Genomic DNA, 15,537 nt, shown 5'->3' on the forward strand with positions numbered 1-15,537 from the left:
CGCCACCCCGGCTCGCCGCCTGTTTCATTCGCCGACAGCAGGCGAACCGAGTGCCGCTGAACGCTTACACAACTTCACGCCACCGTCGCCACGAAAATCGCATTGTTGACGGCATGCAGCAGCATCGGCATCGCGAGCCCTTTCGTTTTCTTCGCGAGCCAGCCGGCCACGAGCGCCAGAAGGAACAGATAGGCGAACGCACGGCCGTCCTGATGCATCGAAGCGAATACGACCGCCTGAATCAGATTCGACCAGCGGAAGCCGAGATGCCGCGACAAGCCGCCCAGCAGGCCGCCGCGAAACACGAGTTCTTCGATGATGGGCACGGCCACGCACAGAATGACGACGGCGAGCGGCAACGAACCCATCGCCTTCGCTCCGATCACGATGGATTGCGCAAAGGACACGACGCTCGTGTCCGCGACGTGCGGCGCATGCGACGCCGTCGCCCAGCGCAGCATGTTGATGCTCAGAACGCCGGCCGCGGGCAGCATCCATTGCGGCCGCCATCTGCCGCTTCCCCACAGGCCGCGCCACGCGATGCGCCGCATGATCCAGGCGAGACCGGCCGCGGCGAACAGCAATGTCCACACATAAGCGATCACGAGATCGCTCTGCGAGCCGGCACGCCCGACCTTGTCCTTCACCTGTGCGATGAGCGCCGTCCCCGAATGAAACGACATCACCAGCCAGAGCACGACCGAGAACAGACTCAGCGCATACCACGCGTGCCTGAGCCCGATGCCCGCGAAGAGCGGCTCGGATGGCTTGCCCTTGCGCAAACGGACCACGCCGCGATAGTGGACGGGAAACATCAGCAGGCCCGGCAGGCACGCGATGATTGCGACCGTCATCAGGCAACTGAACGCGAGCGGAAGCAACGCGCGCGTGAAGGCGACGGCCGGGCTCAAGAACAGCAGATGCGCGTAGGCAGACGTGAGGCGTGTCGCGTTGTGCGTGCGTGAATTTTCGTCGGCGATGACGGCGGCGGCGGCACTGGCGTCGTGCGTGTCGAAGGCGACGTCGAGACGCAATTGCCGCAGCGGCGGCGTTTCGTTCTTGATGGGCGCTCTGTCAGCCGACAGAACGGACTGCGCGGCCGTTGAGTTTCCCGCGTGCTGTAGCGCCCGCGCGCGCGTGTAGGTGCCGATCTTCACGCTCACCTCGTCGGCCCGGCGCAATTCGTCGAGCGCGGCTGCCGAGGTCAGCGCGTCGACGGCCGTGTCGATGCGGCGCGACTCCTGCCACCCGATCTTCGAAACGGGCGACGCCGCCAGCAGCGCGGCGCCTTCCTGCACCTTGCCCTGCCTGCCGAGATAGCGGACGGCGTCGAGCAATTGCGGGCTGGCGGGATCGAGACGCGCAGCGGTCACGGCTTCATCGCCCGCCCGCCGGTCGTCTTTCTGCATCGCATACGCACGCGAGAGCGCCGCGTGGAGGCGCGCTTTCTGCGCCGCTGTCCAGCCAGCGGAACGCGCGACGAGCGGCTCGCCGCTACTGACAGCGTCCTTGCCGAAGCGCCGTTCGAGATTGAACAGCATCGCATCGGCGTTCGACGGAAACTGCTTGTCGAGGCGAGTCCGGCACGCATCCAGATCTTTTGTCGCGACGTCGGTCCATGCGAGATCTTCGGACCACGCATAGTGCTGGATGAATGTGCAACGCGCGATGGCGAGCGCTGCGTCGTCGGGCCGCTGCTGTTGCGCGGCGTCGTACGCGTCCAGCACCTTTTCATAGGCGGCCTGCTGCTGCCTCGAAACCAACGCGGATGCACGATCCGCCGAGTGGAGCAGATCAGGCGTCGGCAATGTGCCGCCGGCGTGACAGAGCTGGCAGATCAGCACGGCAACCCATGCCAGCAGATATTTTCCGAGCGGCTTCATGGTCACGTCGACAGCGTGCCCGAGTGGACGGGCGTGGGACGAGGCGCGACGTTCGTCGGCCGCCCCGAGGCTGCGTCCGATGTGACCGTCACTCCCTGCACCATCAGACACAGCACGAAGCCAAGCACCTGAAGGAAACGTGCGAGCGAAAAGAAGTTTGCCTTGAGATCCACGCGATAACGTATCGCCGAACCGTTCGCCAGATTGCCCGTTGCATAGAAGGTATTGTCGGGCAGGCGAAATATCGCGGAAAACGCGCTGGAAACGAAACGTGCAATCAGTAGCGCACCGAGCGCAGCCGCACCGATGTGCAACACGAGCATCCAGCGGGGCTGGCCGGACATGTCGAGCCACGCCATATCCGCCCGGTTGACGAACGCCGACGCGCCCCCGCATGCCGCCGCAAACAGACACGATATCAGCCAGGATCGTGGCGCCCCGGCCTCTCTCAGGTAGTTATACATGACTCCTGCCTCGCAGAACGCGATCTGCGCGATGCGTTGCGCTCACCCGGCGCACACGGATCGTACAGCGCTCGAACATGCTTACGGCAAGGCGTCATGAAACTTTACGTGCGCGGTATCAGCACGAGGGATTTGACAATCTCAATTCGCAGGCACAAATACAACGCGCCCACGATCTCGACGATCGTGGGCGCACAAGACGCGTTGCTTGTTTCGAGGAACGCGGGCCTTATCAGTGTCCCAGCGATTCCAGCTTGCCCGCCGCCACTTCGCTGACCTGCGGCCTTGCCATCTGCTTGATCAGCAGCGCGACGCATGCAACCAGTCCGGCAATCGCAATCGTCGCGAACACGCCGGAGAACGTGAAGTGCCGGCGCGTCAGTTCCGCGACCAGAAATGAGCCGGCAATCCCGCCGAAGCGCCCGACGCCGAGCATCCACGCGACACCCGTGCCGCGCCCTTCCGTCGGGTAGAACGCCGCCGCGAGCGCGGGCATCGACGATTGCGCGGTATTCATCAGCACGCCGGCGAGGAACACGATTGCCACGAGTGCGCCGACATTGCCCGCCGCCTGCCCGATGAAGTACACGCTCACGGCCGTCAGCGCATAGCACACGGCGATCACGCGATTCGCGTTGAAGCGGTCCATCAGCACGCCCGCCAGCACCGCGCCAACGCCGCCGAGCGGGAACAGCGCGGAAATCAGCGTCGCGCTCTTAGGCGTGAGACCTGCGTCCTTCAGCAGGATCGGCATCCAGTTGATCGACGCGTAGAAGATCACGAGGCCCATGAAGTACGTGATCCAGAGCATTACCGAGCCGACGATGTACGGACGCGACAGCACGACGCCCACGCCCTTGCTGCCCGTTTGCGGCGCCGTTTCCGTCATCACGAACGAACCGGCGTTCAGCGCCTGCTGCGAAATGCGCGCAAGCGTCGCACGAATCCGTTCGACAGGCTGATTGTTCGCCACCATGAAGCGCACCGACTCCGGCATCTTCATCAGCAGCACGACGCCGAGCAGCAACGGCGTTACGCCGCCGAGCATCAGCACGCTGCGCCAGCCGAAATGCGGAATCATCCACGCGGCGAGAAAGCCGCCGAATGCCGCGCCCAGCGGAAAGCCGCAGAACATCAGATTGATCACGGTCGCACGGCGGCGGTCCGGACAGAACTCGCCCATCATCGTGACGGCGTTCGGCATTGCTGCGCCGAGACCGACGCCCGTGATGAAGCGCAGCACCGTCAGTTGACCGATGCTCGACGAAAACGCCGACGCGAGGCACGCAATGCCGAATACGAACACCGACGTGAGGAGCAGCGAGCGGCGCCCTAGCCGGTCGGACAGCGGGCCGGACCCGAGCGCCCCGCACGCGAGCCCGAACAGCGCGGCGCTCAGCACGGGTGCAAGATCGGGCTTCGTGAGTCCCCACTCCGTTAGCAGCGACGGCGCAATGAAGCCGATCGCCGCCGTGTCGAAACCGTCCAGCAGCACGATCACGAAGCACATGAAGAACACAAGCCATTGGAAGCCGCCAAACGGCTGCTCATTGATGAACGTCTGAACGTTCACGACGGAAGTGCGGTTCATCACCTGTCTCCAGCTACGCGACGCAGTACCGATGCTGCGCCTGTCTAACTCTATATTGCCTCAGAAGCGAGGCACGATATTCATCTTCGCGACGAACACGCACGGCGATTGCGGCGAGACGAGGCCACCACAATCGAACTTGTTCGTATGTCGCACAAGCTTTCAGATTGCGAACACTTTAGCCTTTTGCGTCGTGGAGCGTCAATGAAGGGTTATTACTGATGGATCGTACGTGCGCGCTGGCAACGCACGATTCCATGTTTTTCCGCAGCATGCTCCGGGATGGAAAGCGAATGCTGTGTCGCCCCGTTCGCCTTCGGCGCGATTCTGCCGGTTATCGTTCTAGACTGAAAAACAAGGCTAAAACTACCATTTCGATACTTCGGATAACTAACCCAATACCATCTGACATCGAGCACCCAGAACGATGCCGCGCATCCATCGATCAGCGTCTTCAAGCGACCGCTTGGAGACTCTGGAGGCACTTAATTCGTCCGCGGCGCGAACACGAATTCGTCGCGCTCTCTGCCCATCGATCGACGCGTTCCCGCCCCGCCCGATAATTACAAACAAAAAACTTTCATTACGTTTTACTTTCATATATAACGACTGAGCATGTCGCGAACACGCCTGTCTCGCACATGTCCTCAGCCCACCGTTGCTAGCCGGTGGGCTTTTTTTTGGCAGGCTCGCTTAATCGCAGGCCAGATACAAATTCCTTTCAGCAGTTGATTCGACTCCGTGAAAACCCCCTGACGCTTTCACTTGACTTACTTGATATATCACATATCGTATGGGATCTATCAGCGATGCGTTTTTGCAGGCATCGGTGATCGGAAGAGCCGCTGAGGCCCCGTACGTACAAACGTGGCAGGCAAGTCCGCAACTATCGTGCACGCGACCGGCACAGGCGCCGACGCGCCGTGCCGGTCGACAAAGGAGACAGCGATGAAGACAGAGCATCAGGCAGGGCCGTCGTCGTGGTACGCATCACCGTGGGTGCAACTCGTATTCGGCGTGGTCTGCATGGCGATGATCGCCAACATGCAGTACGGCTGGACGCTGTTCGTCAATCCGATCGACGAGAAGTACCACTGGGGCCGCGCGGCCATCCAGGTCGCGTTCACCATCTTCGTCGTGACGGAGACCTGGCTCGTACCGATCGAAGGCTATCTCGTCGACAAGTACGGACCTAAACCCGTGGTGGTCGGCGGCGGCCTGCTGTGCGCGCTCGCGTGGGTGATCAACTCGATGGCATCGTCGCTGCCGCTGCTGTACATCGCCGCGGCCATCGGCGGGGTCGGTGCGGGTGCCGTATATGGCACGTGCGTCGGCAATGCGCTGAAGTGGTTCCCGACGCGTCGCGGGCTCGCCGCGGGCATCACGGCGGCGGGCTTCGGCGCGGGTTCGGCGGCTACCGTCGTGCCCATCGCCAACATGATCAAGCACAGCGGCTACGAAGCGACATTCCTGTGGTTCGGCCTCGGCCAGGGCATCGTCGTGTTCCTGCTGGGCCTGTTCCTGCTCGCCCCGCCCGCAACGCTGCTGGCCAACGCAAAGAGCGCGGCGAAGCGCCTCGTGCACAATGCGACGCCGCGCGAGGTGATTTCCGCACCGGTGTTCTGGGTGATGTATCTGATGTTCGTGATGATGGCGGCGGGCGGCCTGATGGCGACGGCGCAGCTGGGGCCGATCGCAAAGGACTTCGGCTTGCACGACTCACCCGTTTCGCTGCTCGGCCTGACGCTCCCTGCGCTGACGTTCGCGCTGACCATCGACCGGGTGTTGAACGGCCTGACACGTCCGTTCTTCGGCTGGATCTCGGATCGCATCGGCCGAGAAAACACGATGTTCGTCGCGTTCGCGGTCGAGGCAGTCGGCATTCTCGCGCTGTCGAAGTTCGGTCAGAGCCCGGTGGCGTTCGTCGTGCTGACAGGCATCGTGTTCTTCGCGTGGGGTGAAATCTACAGCCTGTTCCCGGCGACCTGCGGCGACACATTCGGTCCCAAGTTCGCGGCGACCAACGCGGGCCTGCTCTACACGGCCAAAGGCACGGCGGCATTGCTCGTGCCGTTCACGAGCATCGTCACGGCGGCGACGGGCAGCTGGCACGCCGTGTTCATGCTCGCATCGGGCATGGCGGCCGTCGCGGCCTTGCTGGCGCTCTTCGTGCTCAAGCCGATGCGCCGCGCCTACGCGGTGCAGCATTCGGAGCCGTCGCTGGAAGTGCCGTACGGCTCGTCGACACGCATCAGCGACTCGGCGCGCATTTCGGCGGAAGGGGGCTGACCGGCACCCAGGCTTTGCTTCAGCCAGGATGCCCGTTAGCCATCGCGCGACGGGCATCCGTTCGTCTGCGGGACCTGTGCGGAACACGCGCCGCGTGGCGCCAAACCTGGCGCACTCTGTAGCAGCGCGCGTGACACACTGCCCTCTTGTCGCCGCGACTCTCGCCGTGACTCTCGCGCACGCCATCCGCGCACATGGCGCACGCAGCCCGGCACGTCCTTCTGGCACGGACCGTGCGCGCCCCGCTCTCGCCGATACGCACGCCGCCGAAAGGCACCTCGTTATCCGTCGAATCACCCGGCGTCCGTGCGCCATTCCGACACTGCCCGACCGAGCGAGGCGAATCCGATGGACCGCGAAGAGCTACACGAAGACTGGCGCACGCTCGCGCTCGACATCGAGCATCAGGTTCAGAACGCCGTCATCGGGCAACCCGACACCATCCGGCTCATCAACGTCGCGCTGTTCGCACGCGGCCACGTGCTGCTCGAAGGCGGCGTCGGCGTCGGCAAGACGACGATCCTGCGCGCGTTCGCACGGGCGACAGGCGGCGATTTCGAGCGCGTCGAAGGCACGATTGACCTGATGCCCGGCGATCTCGTCTATCACACGTACGTGGACGCCGAAGGCCGGCCGCGCATCGAGCCCGGTCCGCTCATCAAGCACGGCGAACGACTCGCGACTTTCTTCTTCAACGAGATCAACCGCGCGCGGCCGCAGGTGCAATCGCTGCTGTTGCGCGCGATGGCCGAGCGCTCGGTTTTCGCGTTCGACCGCGAGTACCGCTTTCCGCATATGACCGTGTTCGCCGATCGCAACAAGGTCGAGAAGGAAGAAACCTTCGAACTGGCGGCGGCGGCGCGCGACCGGTTCATGTTCGAATTGAATATGTCGACGCCCGATGAGGCGCCCGCACGGCGCGCACTCGTTTTCGATCCCGACTTCCACGACACGGACGCGCTGCTCGCGCGTGTGGCGCCCGACGTGCTGCCGTGGCAACGCCTGAATGCGATCGCCGCGAGCATCCAGCGCACGATACACGCGAGCGAAGCGATCGAACGCTATGCGCTCGACCTCTGGCGCGCAACCGAAGACCCGCTGCAGTTCGGCATCGCACTCGATGACGTCGACATGCAGCGCCTGATCCTCGCGGGGGCGAGTCCGCGCGGCATGAGCGCGCTGCTGCGCGCGGCGCGCGTCGTCGCGTGGCTCGACGGCCGCACCTATCTGACGCCCGAGGACATTCACCGCGTGTTGCTGCCGACGCTCGGGCATCGCGTGTACTTCACGCCGATCTACGAGTTGCGCCGCCAGGAACTCGCCGATGCGCTGATGGCGCAGCTGATTTCGCGGATCGCAGCGCCGTGAATACATTAGCGGAGTTCCAGTACCGGCTGCCCGTGCGCGTGTCGGGCGCGCGGCCCGGCGGGCATCGCGGCTCGAGCGTCGGCATCGGCCAGGAGTTCGCGGCCCACACGCGGCTCTTCGATCATCCCGATCCGCGCCGGATCGATGTGCGCGCAAGCGTCCGCACGGTGCAGCGCGAATGGCTCGTGCGCGTGCACCGGCAGCGCGTGGCCGTGCCCGTGCATGCCGTCGTCGACGTGTCGGCCTCGATGCGCTTCGGCGCGGGCGCCACGAAGCTGGAGGTGGCCGCGGCGTTCGTCGAAGCGCTCGGACATAGCGCGTTTCGTATCGGCGATCCCGTCGGCATGCTCGCGTTCGATGGCGAAGCGCGCGAAGATCTGTTCGTGCCCGCACGGCACGCACGCGGGATGGGCTCGCTGATGTCGGAACGGTTGCGCGACTGCTTGCAGGACGGGACACGTTCCTCTTCACGCGAATCTCCACGCGCGCTTTCACCCGATCGCGGCTTGCGCGACGTTGCCACGCGGCTTGCCGGCCGCGCGTGCCTTGTCTTTCTGGTGTCCGATTTTCATTGGCCGCTCGCCGCACTGCCTGCATTGCTCGACACGCTGACGCATGCGTGGGTCGTGCCCGTCGTGCAGTGGAACCGCGCCGAAGTCGAGCCGCCTGCGCACAACGGCTGGATGTCGCTCGTCGATGTCGAATCGGGCGAAATGCGCTCGATGTGGATGCGCGATTCCGTTCGCGAGCGCTGGCGCAGCGCCGTTGCCGACCGCCGCGCGCAAATCGCCACGCTGTTCGCGCGCCACGGCATCCGTCCGTTCTTCAATCAGGGCGCATTCGATGGCGAAGCGCTCAGCCGCTACTTTCTCGAGATGACGGCATGATGCGCTTCGGCACATACCCAATGCGGCCTTCATACTGGCGCCTGGCGTGCGCGTTCGTGTTCGCGTTGCTGGCCATCAGTGCGCGTGTCCGGGCAGAACCCGCGACCGTGCAGCAACCGCGCGCGTTTGGTCATGTGCTCGGCGACGTCGTGACGCAACAGGTGTTGCTCGATTCCGGCGCAAGTGCCGACGAGATTTTGGTGATGCCGTCGACGGGCCGCGTCGACGCATGGCTCGAACGCCGAGCGCCGTCGTTCAGAACCGACCCCGATAGCCGCCGATGGCTCGTGCTCGATTATCAGGTGATGAACTCGCCGCGCGGGCCGACCGTCACGACAACGCCGCCGCTGCAGCTGCGCCTCGCGTCCGGCAAAACGCTCGACGTCGCGCCAGCCCCGCTGTCGATCGGTCCGCTCGCGCCATCGTCCGCCGCCGATGCGCAACGTCTTCCGGGGCTTCAACCGGACCGCCTGCTCGCGCCCGAATCGACGGCGCACTTGCAACGCGCGTTGATCGTATGGAGCGCGCTGGGCGTCGCGTCAATCGCCGCATGGCTCGGCTGGTGGCGCTGGCGTCACGCACGCGATGCCCGGCAGCTTCCGTTCGCGAAGGCATGGGCGCGCTTCGGCAGCCAGGACGACGCCGCACTCGATGCGAACCCTGAAGCGTGGCGCGGCCTGCATCGCGCGCTCGATGAAGCGGCGGGACGCGTCGTGCTGTCCGGCTCGGTGCCGGACCTTGCGGAGAAAGCGCCGCATCTGCGCGAGCTTCAACCGCAACTGGAGCAATTCTTCCAGCGTTCGTCCGACCGCTTCTTCGGCGATCTGCCGGCGGCGACGCCATTTTCGCTGCGCGCTCTGTACCGAGCGCTGTATCGCGCGGAAAAGCGCCATCACCGATGAACACGCCGCCCGACTTCCTTTATCCGTGGGCGCTCCTGCTGCTGCCGCTCGCCGGGTTGCCGCTGCTGCGCCGAAGCATCGATACGCTGCCGTATTCATGGGTCGCGTGGCTGCCGCGCGATCGCGTGGGCCGCGTCGTTGCGATCGTCTGGCGCGCTGCTGCCGTGATCGCGCTCGCGGCTGTGATCGTCGGGCTCGCGGGGCCGGGATTTTCCGGCGAGCAAACGCGGATCACGGGTACAGGTGCGGAGATTCTGATTCTGATGGACGGCAGCGGCAGCATGAATCAGGCGATCAGCAGCGGTTCGATGAACGTCGCCGACGCGCCGACGGCGGGCGAAACCAAGAACCAGATGGCGCGCGATGCGATCACCGCGTTCGTCGCACAACGCGCGAACGACCGCCTCGCGTTCATGCTGTTCGGCACGCATCCGATGCTGGCCGTGCCCTTCACGCGCAACCGCACCGTGATCGATGCCGCGATCGCCGCAACAGGGGTGGGACGCGGCACGCCCGACACGCTGCTCGACCGCGGCATCCAGTCCGCCGTCGAGCTGTTCGACGGCCGTCCGCGCACCAGCAGCCGCGCGATCGTGCTGGTGTCGGACGGCGGCGCGCGGCTCGACGACGTGGCGCGCGAACACATCCGCGCCGGGCTTTCGCGCAACGGCGTCGCGCTGTATTTCATCTATCTGCGCAGCGGCATCTATAGTCCCGATCTGCACGTGCGTCTCGCCGATGCCGATCATTCGCCCGAAGCCGAGCTGCATCGTTTCTTCCTCTCGCTGCCGACGGCCTATCGCCTGTATCAGGCCGACAGCCCGCAACAGGTGGCGCGCGCGATGAGCGATATCGCGCGCACCGAAAATGCGCCTGTGTCGTTCGTCGAGCGATTGCCGAGGCAGGACCGCAGCGCATGGTGTTACGCGACAGCCCTCTTCTGCTGCGCACTGCTCGCCGGCCTGTGGTTTACGCAAAGGCGGAGCCTGCGATGAAACGGCTGCCCATCCATCTGATGTTCGGTGCGGCGACGCTATGTTGCGCGCTCGCCGCTGGATACTACGCAGTGCGTGTGCAGCGCATTGCCCAATCCAACGGCGACGTTGCCGCGATCGGCGCGCAACCGCGCGAGCAGTGGAGCAAGTCGGTGCACGACAGCAACGATCCCGCCGTGCAGCTCGCGCAAGCCGTCGCGCTCGCGCGAGCGGGCCAGCATGCCGAAGCCGGCAAGCTCTACTACGACCTGTCGCGTGTTGCGCCGTCGAGCGAAGCAGGCCGCCTCGCCCTGTACGATCTCGCCAACATGTATCTGCGCGAAGCCGCGGGCGACGATGCGCAAGGCCCCGTGCGCTCCGCGCCCATGCTCGAAACCGCGAAGGCGCGCTATCGCGAAGTGCTGCGCATCGACCCCGGCAACTGGGACGCACGCTACAACCTCGAACGCGCGCTACGGCTCGCGCCCGAAGCGCAAGACACCGCCGACGACACGAAAGACGTGAAGGAACAGCACAACATCAACGTGCGCGGCGCGGCGCCCGAGGAATTGCCGTGAACGCCGCCATGAAGCGCGACGCACGGCCGTGGCGGCGTTATCTGCGCGGACGCTGGTGGCAGCTTCCGCTTGCCGCGCTGCTGCTCGCCGCCGCCGTGTTGATGCCGCCCGTCGAATTCAGGCGGCCGGTGTTCCGCTATGTCGTTACGTTCGACATCACGCAGAGCATGGACGTCGAGGACGTTGCAATCGGCGGCAAGCCCGTGAGCCGGATCGCCTTCGCGAAGGCCGCGATCAGCGACGCGTTGCAGCACCTGCCGTGCGGCTCGGAAATCGGCTGGAGCGTGTTCACGAATCAGCGTTCGCTGCTGCTCGTCGCACCCGTCGAGCTTTGCAGCAACTACGACGCGCTGCTGTCGTCGCTCGATCGGATCGGCGGAAACATGCGCTGGATCAACAGCAGCGTGATCGCGCAAGGCGGCATTTATTCGGCGATCCGCGCCGCAACGGAGCTCGGCCATCACACCGACGTCGTGTTCATCACCGACGGCCAGGAAGCGCCGCCCGTCGCGCCAAACGAAACGACCGTGCGCGACATTCCGCAGGGACTGGTGCATGGCTGGCTGATCGGCGTCGGAGGCGATCAGCCGGCGCCGATTCCGAAGACCAACGCCGATGGTGTGCGCACCGGTTACTGGCAGGCCGACGAAGTCCGCCAGGTGCGTCCCGAGCCCGGCGCGCCCGCCGTCGCAGAAAGCCACGAAGAACGCTCGCAACTGAGGGAGACCTATCTGGAAGCCGTGGCCGGGCATCTCGGCTTCGGCTACAAGCGGCTCGTCGCGCCGACTTCGTTACGCGTGCCGCTGACGGACGCGCGCAACGCGCACCCGATGCCTGTTGCGACGGATATCCGCTGGATGCCCGCGCTGCTCGCACTGATTCTGCTGGTGTGGCGCTTTCTTCCGGCGCGACGCAGCGCGACTGCCGGCGAGTCAGTCGGCGTGCGTTCCATTCCTGTGCGGGCTGATTGAGCGTTTGCTGAGCACTCGATGGCCGATCCAGGCACGCGGACTGCTGTCCTTGACTCCATTTGCAAGGACACGCGCTCATGCATTCGAACCTGATCTCATCTATCTCACGCATCGTCATTTCAAAGACAGGCGCATTCTGCGTGGCGCTGTCGCTGTGTACGCTCGCGCATGCGCAGATCACCGCGCCAGCGGGTTCGCCGCCGCAGGAAACCCGCGCCGCGCCAATGGGTACGCAGGCTCAAACGCCCGCATCGAACACCGTCGAATCGAATACGCCGCAAGCGCATGAAGCCAAACGGGAACAGCGCGGCAACGTCAAGTCCAAAGCCGCGCGCAAGCCCGAGGGCGCCGGAGGCTTCGACAACGGTCTGTACGGCACGGGCGCAGGCAACAACAAATAGCGTGTGCGCCGCGAAGCGGGCCGAGCTTTTCGGGGATAATCGGGACCAGCCAGCCGTCCGAACTTCAATCCCGTTCCGCGGTCCCGCTTCGCGTGGCCAGGAATGCCCCAGCAGTCTCGCAGCTCATGAGCAAAACACACAACCCGCAGCGCCGGATCGACGCGATGCTGCAGCAGGCCATCGCGATGCAGCACAACGGCGCCCATTCGGAAGCTGAAGATCTGTATCGCGAGATCCTCTCCTTGCGGCCCAAGCACTTCGACGCGATCCAGTTGCTGGGCGCGCTGTCGCTGCAGGCGGGGCGTGTCGACGAGGGCATCGAACTGCTGAAGAAGGCGATCGCGATCAACGGCATGCAAGCGGCGCTTCACTCGAACCTCGCGTATGCGTATAACGCGCAGCGCCGCTTCAATGAGGGCTTGGCGAGTGCGAACCGTGCACTCGCGTTACAGGCCAATTTCGCCGACGCACTGAATAACCGTGGCAATGCGCTCGCGGGACTCGACCGTCCGGCTGAAGCGCTCGCCAGCTTTGAAAAGGCAATCGCGTTGCAGCCCGCGCTCGCGCAGGCCTGGAACAATTGCGCATGCGTGCTGCGGGACCTCGATCGTCCAGACGATGCACTGGCTTGCTGCGACGAAGCCATCGCGTTGCAGGCGGGTTATGCCGAAGCATGGAGCAATCGCGCGAACGCATTGAGCGACCTGAACCGGCCGCTGGATGCCGAGGCCAGCTATCGTCGCGCGCTCGAACTGGCGCCTTCGTTCGTGGATGCACGGAGCAATCTCGGCCTCACGCAGATCGATCTGAAACAGCATGAAGAAGCGCTGCAATCCTATGAGCGCGCGCTCGCGTTGAACCCGGAACACGCGGAGGCGCATTGGAACCGCGCGCTGTGTCTGCTGCAGATGGGCCGGCTCGACGAAGGATGGCAGGAATACGAATGGCGCTGGCAACGCCACCGGATGCAAGGCGCCCAGCGCCATGTCGGGCAACCGCTATGGCTCGGCCAGTTTCCGCTCGAAGGCAAGACCATCCTGCTGCACGCGGAACAGGGGCTTGGCGATACCTTGCAGTTCTGCCGCTATGTCCCGCTCGTCGCGGCGATGGGCGCGAAGGTGATCCTCGAAGTCCCGCAGGAACTGGTGCGCTTGCTGCGAACGCTGAATGGCGTCGCCGAACTCGTCGAACAGGAACAACCGTTACCCCCCTTCGATTGTCACGCTCCCCTGCTCAGTCTGCCGCTTGCATTCGGAACGAACGTAGACAACATCCCTTCCCGCACACCCTATCTCCATCCCGACGAGTCGGACACGGAACGTTGGAGCGAGCGCCTGGCAAGCGACGCGTCGCGGGCGCTGAAGGTCGGTCTCGTGTGGGCAGGCGGCAATCGTCCGCATGTCGCCGAGTTGAGAAAAACCGACGCGAGGCGCTCGATCGCGCTCGACATGCTGGTGCCGATCCTCGACACACCACACGTGCAGTTCTACAGCTTGCAAAAAGGGCCGGCCAGCGGCCAACTGCGCGGGAATCCGCAACTGGCGGGGCGGATCGTCGATTACACGGACGAGTTCGCGGATTTCGCCGACACGGCCGCCTTCGTGAGCAATCTCGATCTGGTGATCAGCGTCGACACGGCCGTCGCTCACCTCGCGGGCGCGACGGGCACGCCCGTATGGATCATGAACCGCTTCGACACATGCTGGCGCTGGTTGCTCGATCGCACGGACAGCCCCTGGTATCCGCACGCCCGTCTGTTCAGGCAGCCGACCCTGGGTGACTGGGACAGCGTCATTGCAGCGGTGCGCGCAGCGTTGGCGGCGGAGGCATCCGCGGCACGCGAAGGCGCCTGCCGCCAATAAAACGGACGCTTGCCCGCCTCTCGAGACAAACCCTAACTCCCAACAGCCGCACCGCGCGCAAGCCAACACAAGCCCTACATCCCTTTCAGCGAGACTACCAATATCCCAAATCGGCACGCACGCATTGCCGGTTTCGGCGCCGGCCTGATTTTTCGTCGATCTACAGTCGCCTCACACATTCCCTATCTCAACTGGAGGCGACATGAGAATAAGGCGACGAACCGCGTCCATCGCGGCGACGCTGTCATTTGCCGCGGCCTGCATCGGCAGCGCGCACGCAATCGAAAAACCCGAAGAACTGACCGTGCAGAAGCTGCCTGCGTGGCATTCGCACGAAGTCTTCGTGGTCGACATTTCGATGCCTTCGATGACGGACGCGCGCATCTATCTGTACGACGCCGATGCGAAGAAACTGCTCGGCCAGATCGACGCGGGCTTCGCGCCCGGCTTCGTGATTTCGCCGGATCACAAGACGAGCTACGTGTCGACCACGTACTTCGCACGCGGTTCGCACGGCACGCGCACCGACGTCGTCGAGATGACCGACAACGCGACGCTCGATCACACGGGCGAAATCATCATTCCGCCAAAGCACGGCCAGCATGTGCCATCGCCGTACAACACGACGTTCAGCGCGGACGGCAAACGTCTCTATGTGACCAACATCACGCCTGCCGCATCCGTGACGGTGATCGACGTCGCCTCGAAGAAGGTACTCTCCGAAGTCGACATGGCCGCTTGCGTGCTCGCGTATCCGTCGGGTAACGACCGCTTCACGGGACTGTGCGAAAGCGGCAAGGCGCTCACCGTCACGCTCGATGCGAACGGCAAGGAAACGAAGCGCGTGATGTCCGATCCGTTCATCGACGTCGACAAAGACCCCGCTTACATCAACGCGTCGCCGTATCAGGGCGGCTATCTGTTCACGACTTTCCACGGCATGGTGCGTAGCGCCGATTTCCGGGGCGACAAGCCCTTGTTCGGCAAGCCGTGGTCGCTACTGACGAACGCCGAGCGCGCCGAAGGCTGGCGTCCCGGCGGCATGCAGCAGACGGCCGTGCACGCCGCGCTGCATCGCTATTACGTCGCGATGCATAAGGGCGACGAAGGCTCGCACAAGGACCCGGGCACGGAAATCTGGGTGTACGACCTGCAGACAAAAAAGCGCATTGCGCGCTGGGACCTCTCGCAGCAGAAGATCGACGCGATCGCATCGGTCCAGGTCAGCGAAGACGACAAGCCGCTGCTATATGGTCTGACGGGCACGTCGGATCTCGTCGTAATGGATGCGCGCACGGGCAAGCTGCAGAACATCGAAAAGCAGGTCGGCAATACGTCGTCGCTGCTCGTCAATCCGTGAGGCCGAC

13 protein-coding genes are annotated in these 15,537 nt (G+C 64.4%); 10 read left to right on the top strand and 3 right to left on the bottom strand.

Annotated elements, in window-relative coordinates:
* Positions 1-74: 74 nt before the first annotated feature.
* The 3 genes from BPHY_RS19175 to BPHY_RS19185 form a co-directional block, all read right to left on the bottom strand.
* Complete coding sequence (locus BPHY_RS19175; protein ID WP_012403100.1) at positions 75-1,883, bottom strand: CPBP family intramembrane glutamic endopeptidase; 1,809 nt, start codon at positions 1,881-1,883, stop codon at positions 75-77.
* A 2-nt stretch (positions 1,884-1,885) separates the two neighbouring features.
* Positions 1,886-2,227, bottom strand: a complete 342-nt coding sequence (locus tag BPHY_RS19180) for a hypothetical protein (RefSeq protein ID WP_157686639.1) — start codon at positions 2,225-2,227, stop codon at positions 1,886-1,888.
* A gap of 352 nt (positions 2,228-2,579) precedes the next feature.
* Positions 2,580-3,938, bottom strand: a complete 1,359-nt coding sequence (locus BPHY_RS19185) for an MFS transporter (protein ID WP_012403102.1) — start codon at positions 3,936-3,938, stop codon at positions 2,580-2,582.
* Between the two features lie 948 nt (positions 3,939-4,886).
* Here BPHY_RS19185 and oxlT point away from each other — a divergent pair.
* The 10 genes from oxlT (at position 4,887) to BPHY_RS19235 (ending at position 15,530) form a co-directional block, all read left to right on the top strand.
* The gene (gene oxlT / locus BPHY_RS19190) at positions 4,887-6,227 is read left to right on the top strand and encodes an oxalate/formate MFS antiporter (protein WP_012403104.1); all 1,341 of its coding nucleotides are present in this window, start codon (positions 4,887-4,889) and stop codon (positions 6,225-6,227) included.
* 348 nt (positions 6,228-6,575) lie between these two features.
* Positions 6,576-7,595, top strand: coding sequence for an AAA family ATPase (locus tag BPHY_RS19195; RefSeq protein WP_012403105.1), 1,020 nt, complete (start codon positions 6,576-6,578; stop codon positions 7,593-7,595).
* The gene (locus BPHY_RS19200) at positions 7,592-8,482 is read left to right on the top strand and encodes a DUF58 domain-containing protein (RefSeq protein ID WP_012403106.1); all 891 of its coding nucleotides are present in this window, start codon (positions 7,592-7,594) and stop codon (positions 8,480-8,482) included. The genes BPHY_RS19195 and BPHY_RS19200 overlap by 4 nt, the downstream gene beginning before the upstream one ends.
* The gene (locus BPHY_RS19205; protein ID WP_012403107.1) at positions 8,479-9,384 is read left to right on the top strand and encodes a hypothetical protein; all 906 of its coding nucleotides are present in this window, start codon (positions 8,479-8,481) and stop codon (positions 9,382-9,384) included. The genes BPHY_RS19200 and BPHY_RS19205 overlap by 4 nt, the downstream gene beginning before the upstream one ends.
* A complete protein-coding gene (locus tag BPHY_RS19210; protein WP_012403108.1) occupies positions 9,381-10,379 on the top strand; it encodes a vWA domain-containing protein in 999 nt (332 codons plus the stop codon). The genes BPHY_RS19205 and BPHY_RS19210 overlap by 4 nt, the downstream gene beginning before the upstream one ends.
* Positions 10,376-10,936 carry a hypothetical protein gene (locus BPHY_RS19215; RefSeq protein ID WP_012403109.1) on the top strand — a complete coding sequence of 187 codons (561 nt, stop codon included), beginning with the start codon at positions 10,376-10,378 and terminating at the stop codon, positions 10,934-10,936. Before BPHY_RS19210 ends, BPHY_RS19215 begins: the two co-directional genes overlap by 4 nt.
* An 8-nt stretch (positions 10,937-10,944) precedes the next feature.
* Positions 10,945-11,907 (top strand): vWA domain-containing protein, encoded by a 963-nt coding sequence (locus BPHY_RS19220; RefSeq protein WP_012403110.1) that lies wholly within the window; start codon positions 10,945-10,947, stop codon positions 11,905-11,907.
* Between the two features lie 77 nt (positions 11,908-11,984).
* Entirely contained in the window at positions 11,985-12,308 is a 324-nt protein-coding gene (locus BPHY_RS19225; RefSeq protein WP_012403111.1) for a hypothetical protein, read from the top strand.
* Between the two features lie 125 nt (positions 12,309-12,433).
* Complete coding sequence (locus tag BPHY_RS19230) at positions 12,434-14,170, top strand: tetratricopeptide repeat protein (RefSeq protein WP_012403112.1); 1,737 nt, start codon at positions 12,434-12,436, stop codon at positions 14,168-14,170.
* 202 nt (positions 14,171-14,372) lie between these two features.
* On the top strand, positions 14,373-15,530 hold the full coding sequence (locus BPHY_RS19235; RefSeq protein ID WP_012403113.1) for an amine dehydrogenase large subunit: 1,158 nt from the start codon (positions 14,373-14,375) through the stop codon (positions 15,528-15,530).
* Positions 15,531-15,537 lie beyond the last annotated feature (7 nt).

It is taken from the genome of Paraburkholderia phymatum STM815 (genome assembly GCF_000020045.1).
Classification (GTDB): Bacteria; Pseudomonadota; Gammaproteobacteria; order Burkholderiales; family Burkholderiaceae; genus Paraburkholderia; species Paraburkholderia phymatum.

Excerpts from the sequence above, each read along its gene's own strand:
- BPHY_RS19230 (WP_012403112.1), top strand. The coding sequence starts at position 12,434 with ATGAGCAAAACACACAACCCGCAGCGCCGGATCGACGCGATGCTGCAG.
- BPHY_RS19175 (WP_012403100.1), bottom strand. The coding sequence starts at position 1,883 with ATGAAGCCGCTCGGAAAATATCTGCTGGCATGGGTTGCCGTGCTGATC.
- BPHY_RS19215 (WP_012403109.1), top strand. The coding sequence starts at position 10,376 with ATGAAACGGCTGCCCATCCATCTGATGTTCGGTGCGGCGACGCTATGT.
- BPHY_RS19205 (WP_012403107.1), top strand. The coding sequence starts at position 8,479 with ATGATGCGCTTCGGCACATACCCAATGCGGCCTTCATACTGGCGCCTG.
- BPHY_RS19225 (WP_012403111.1), top strand. The coding sequence starts at position 11,985 with ATGCATTCGAACCTGATCTCATCTATCTCACGCATCGTCATTTCAAAG.
- BPHY_RS19235 (WP_012403113.1), top strand. The coding sequence starts at position 14,373 with ATGAGAATAAGGCGACGAACCGCGTCCATCGCGGCGACGCTGTCATTT.
- BPHY_RS19185 (WP_012403102.1), bottom strand. The coding sequence starts at position 3,938 with ATGAACCGCACTTCCGTCGTGAACGTTCAGACGTTCATCAATGAGCAG.
- oxlT (WP_012403104.1), top strand. The coding sequence starts at position 4,887 with ATGAAGACAGAGCATCAGGCAGGGCCGTCGTCGTGGTACGCATCACCG.
- BPHY_RS19220 (WP_012403110.1), top strand. The coding sequence starts at position 10,945 with ATGAAGCGCGACGCACGGCCGTGGCGGCGTTATCTGCGCGGACGCTGG.
- BPHY_RS19195 (WP_012403105.1), top strand. The coding sequence starts at position 6,576 with ATGGACCGCGAAGAGCTACACGAAGACTGGCGCACGCTCGCGCTCGAC.
- BPHY_RS19180 (WP_157686639.1), bottom strand. The coding sequence starts at position 2,227 with ATGTCCGGCCAGCCCCGCTGGATGCTCGTGTTGCACATCGGTGCGGCT.
- BPHY_RS19210 (WP_012403108.1), top strand. The coding sequence starts at position 9,381 with ATGAACACGCCGCCCGACTTCCTTTATCCGTGGGCGCTCCTGCTGCTG.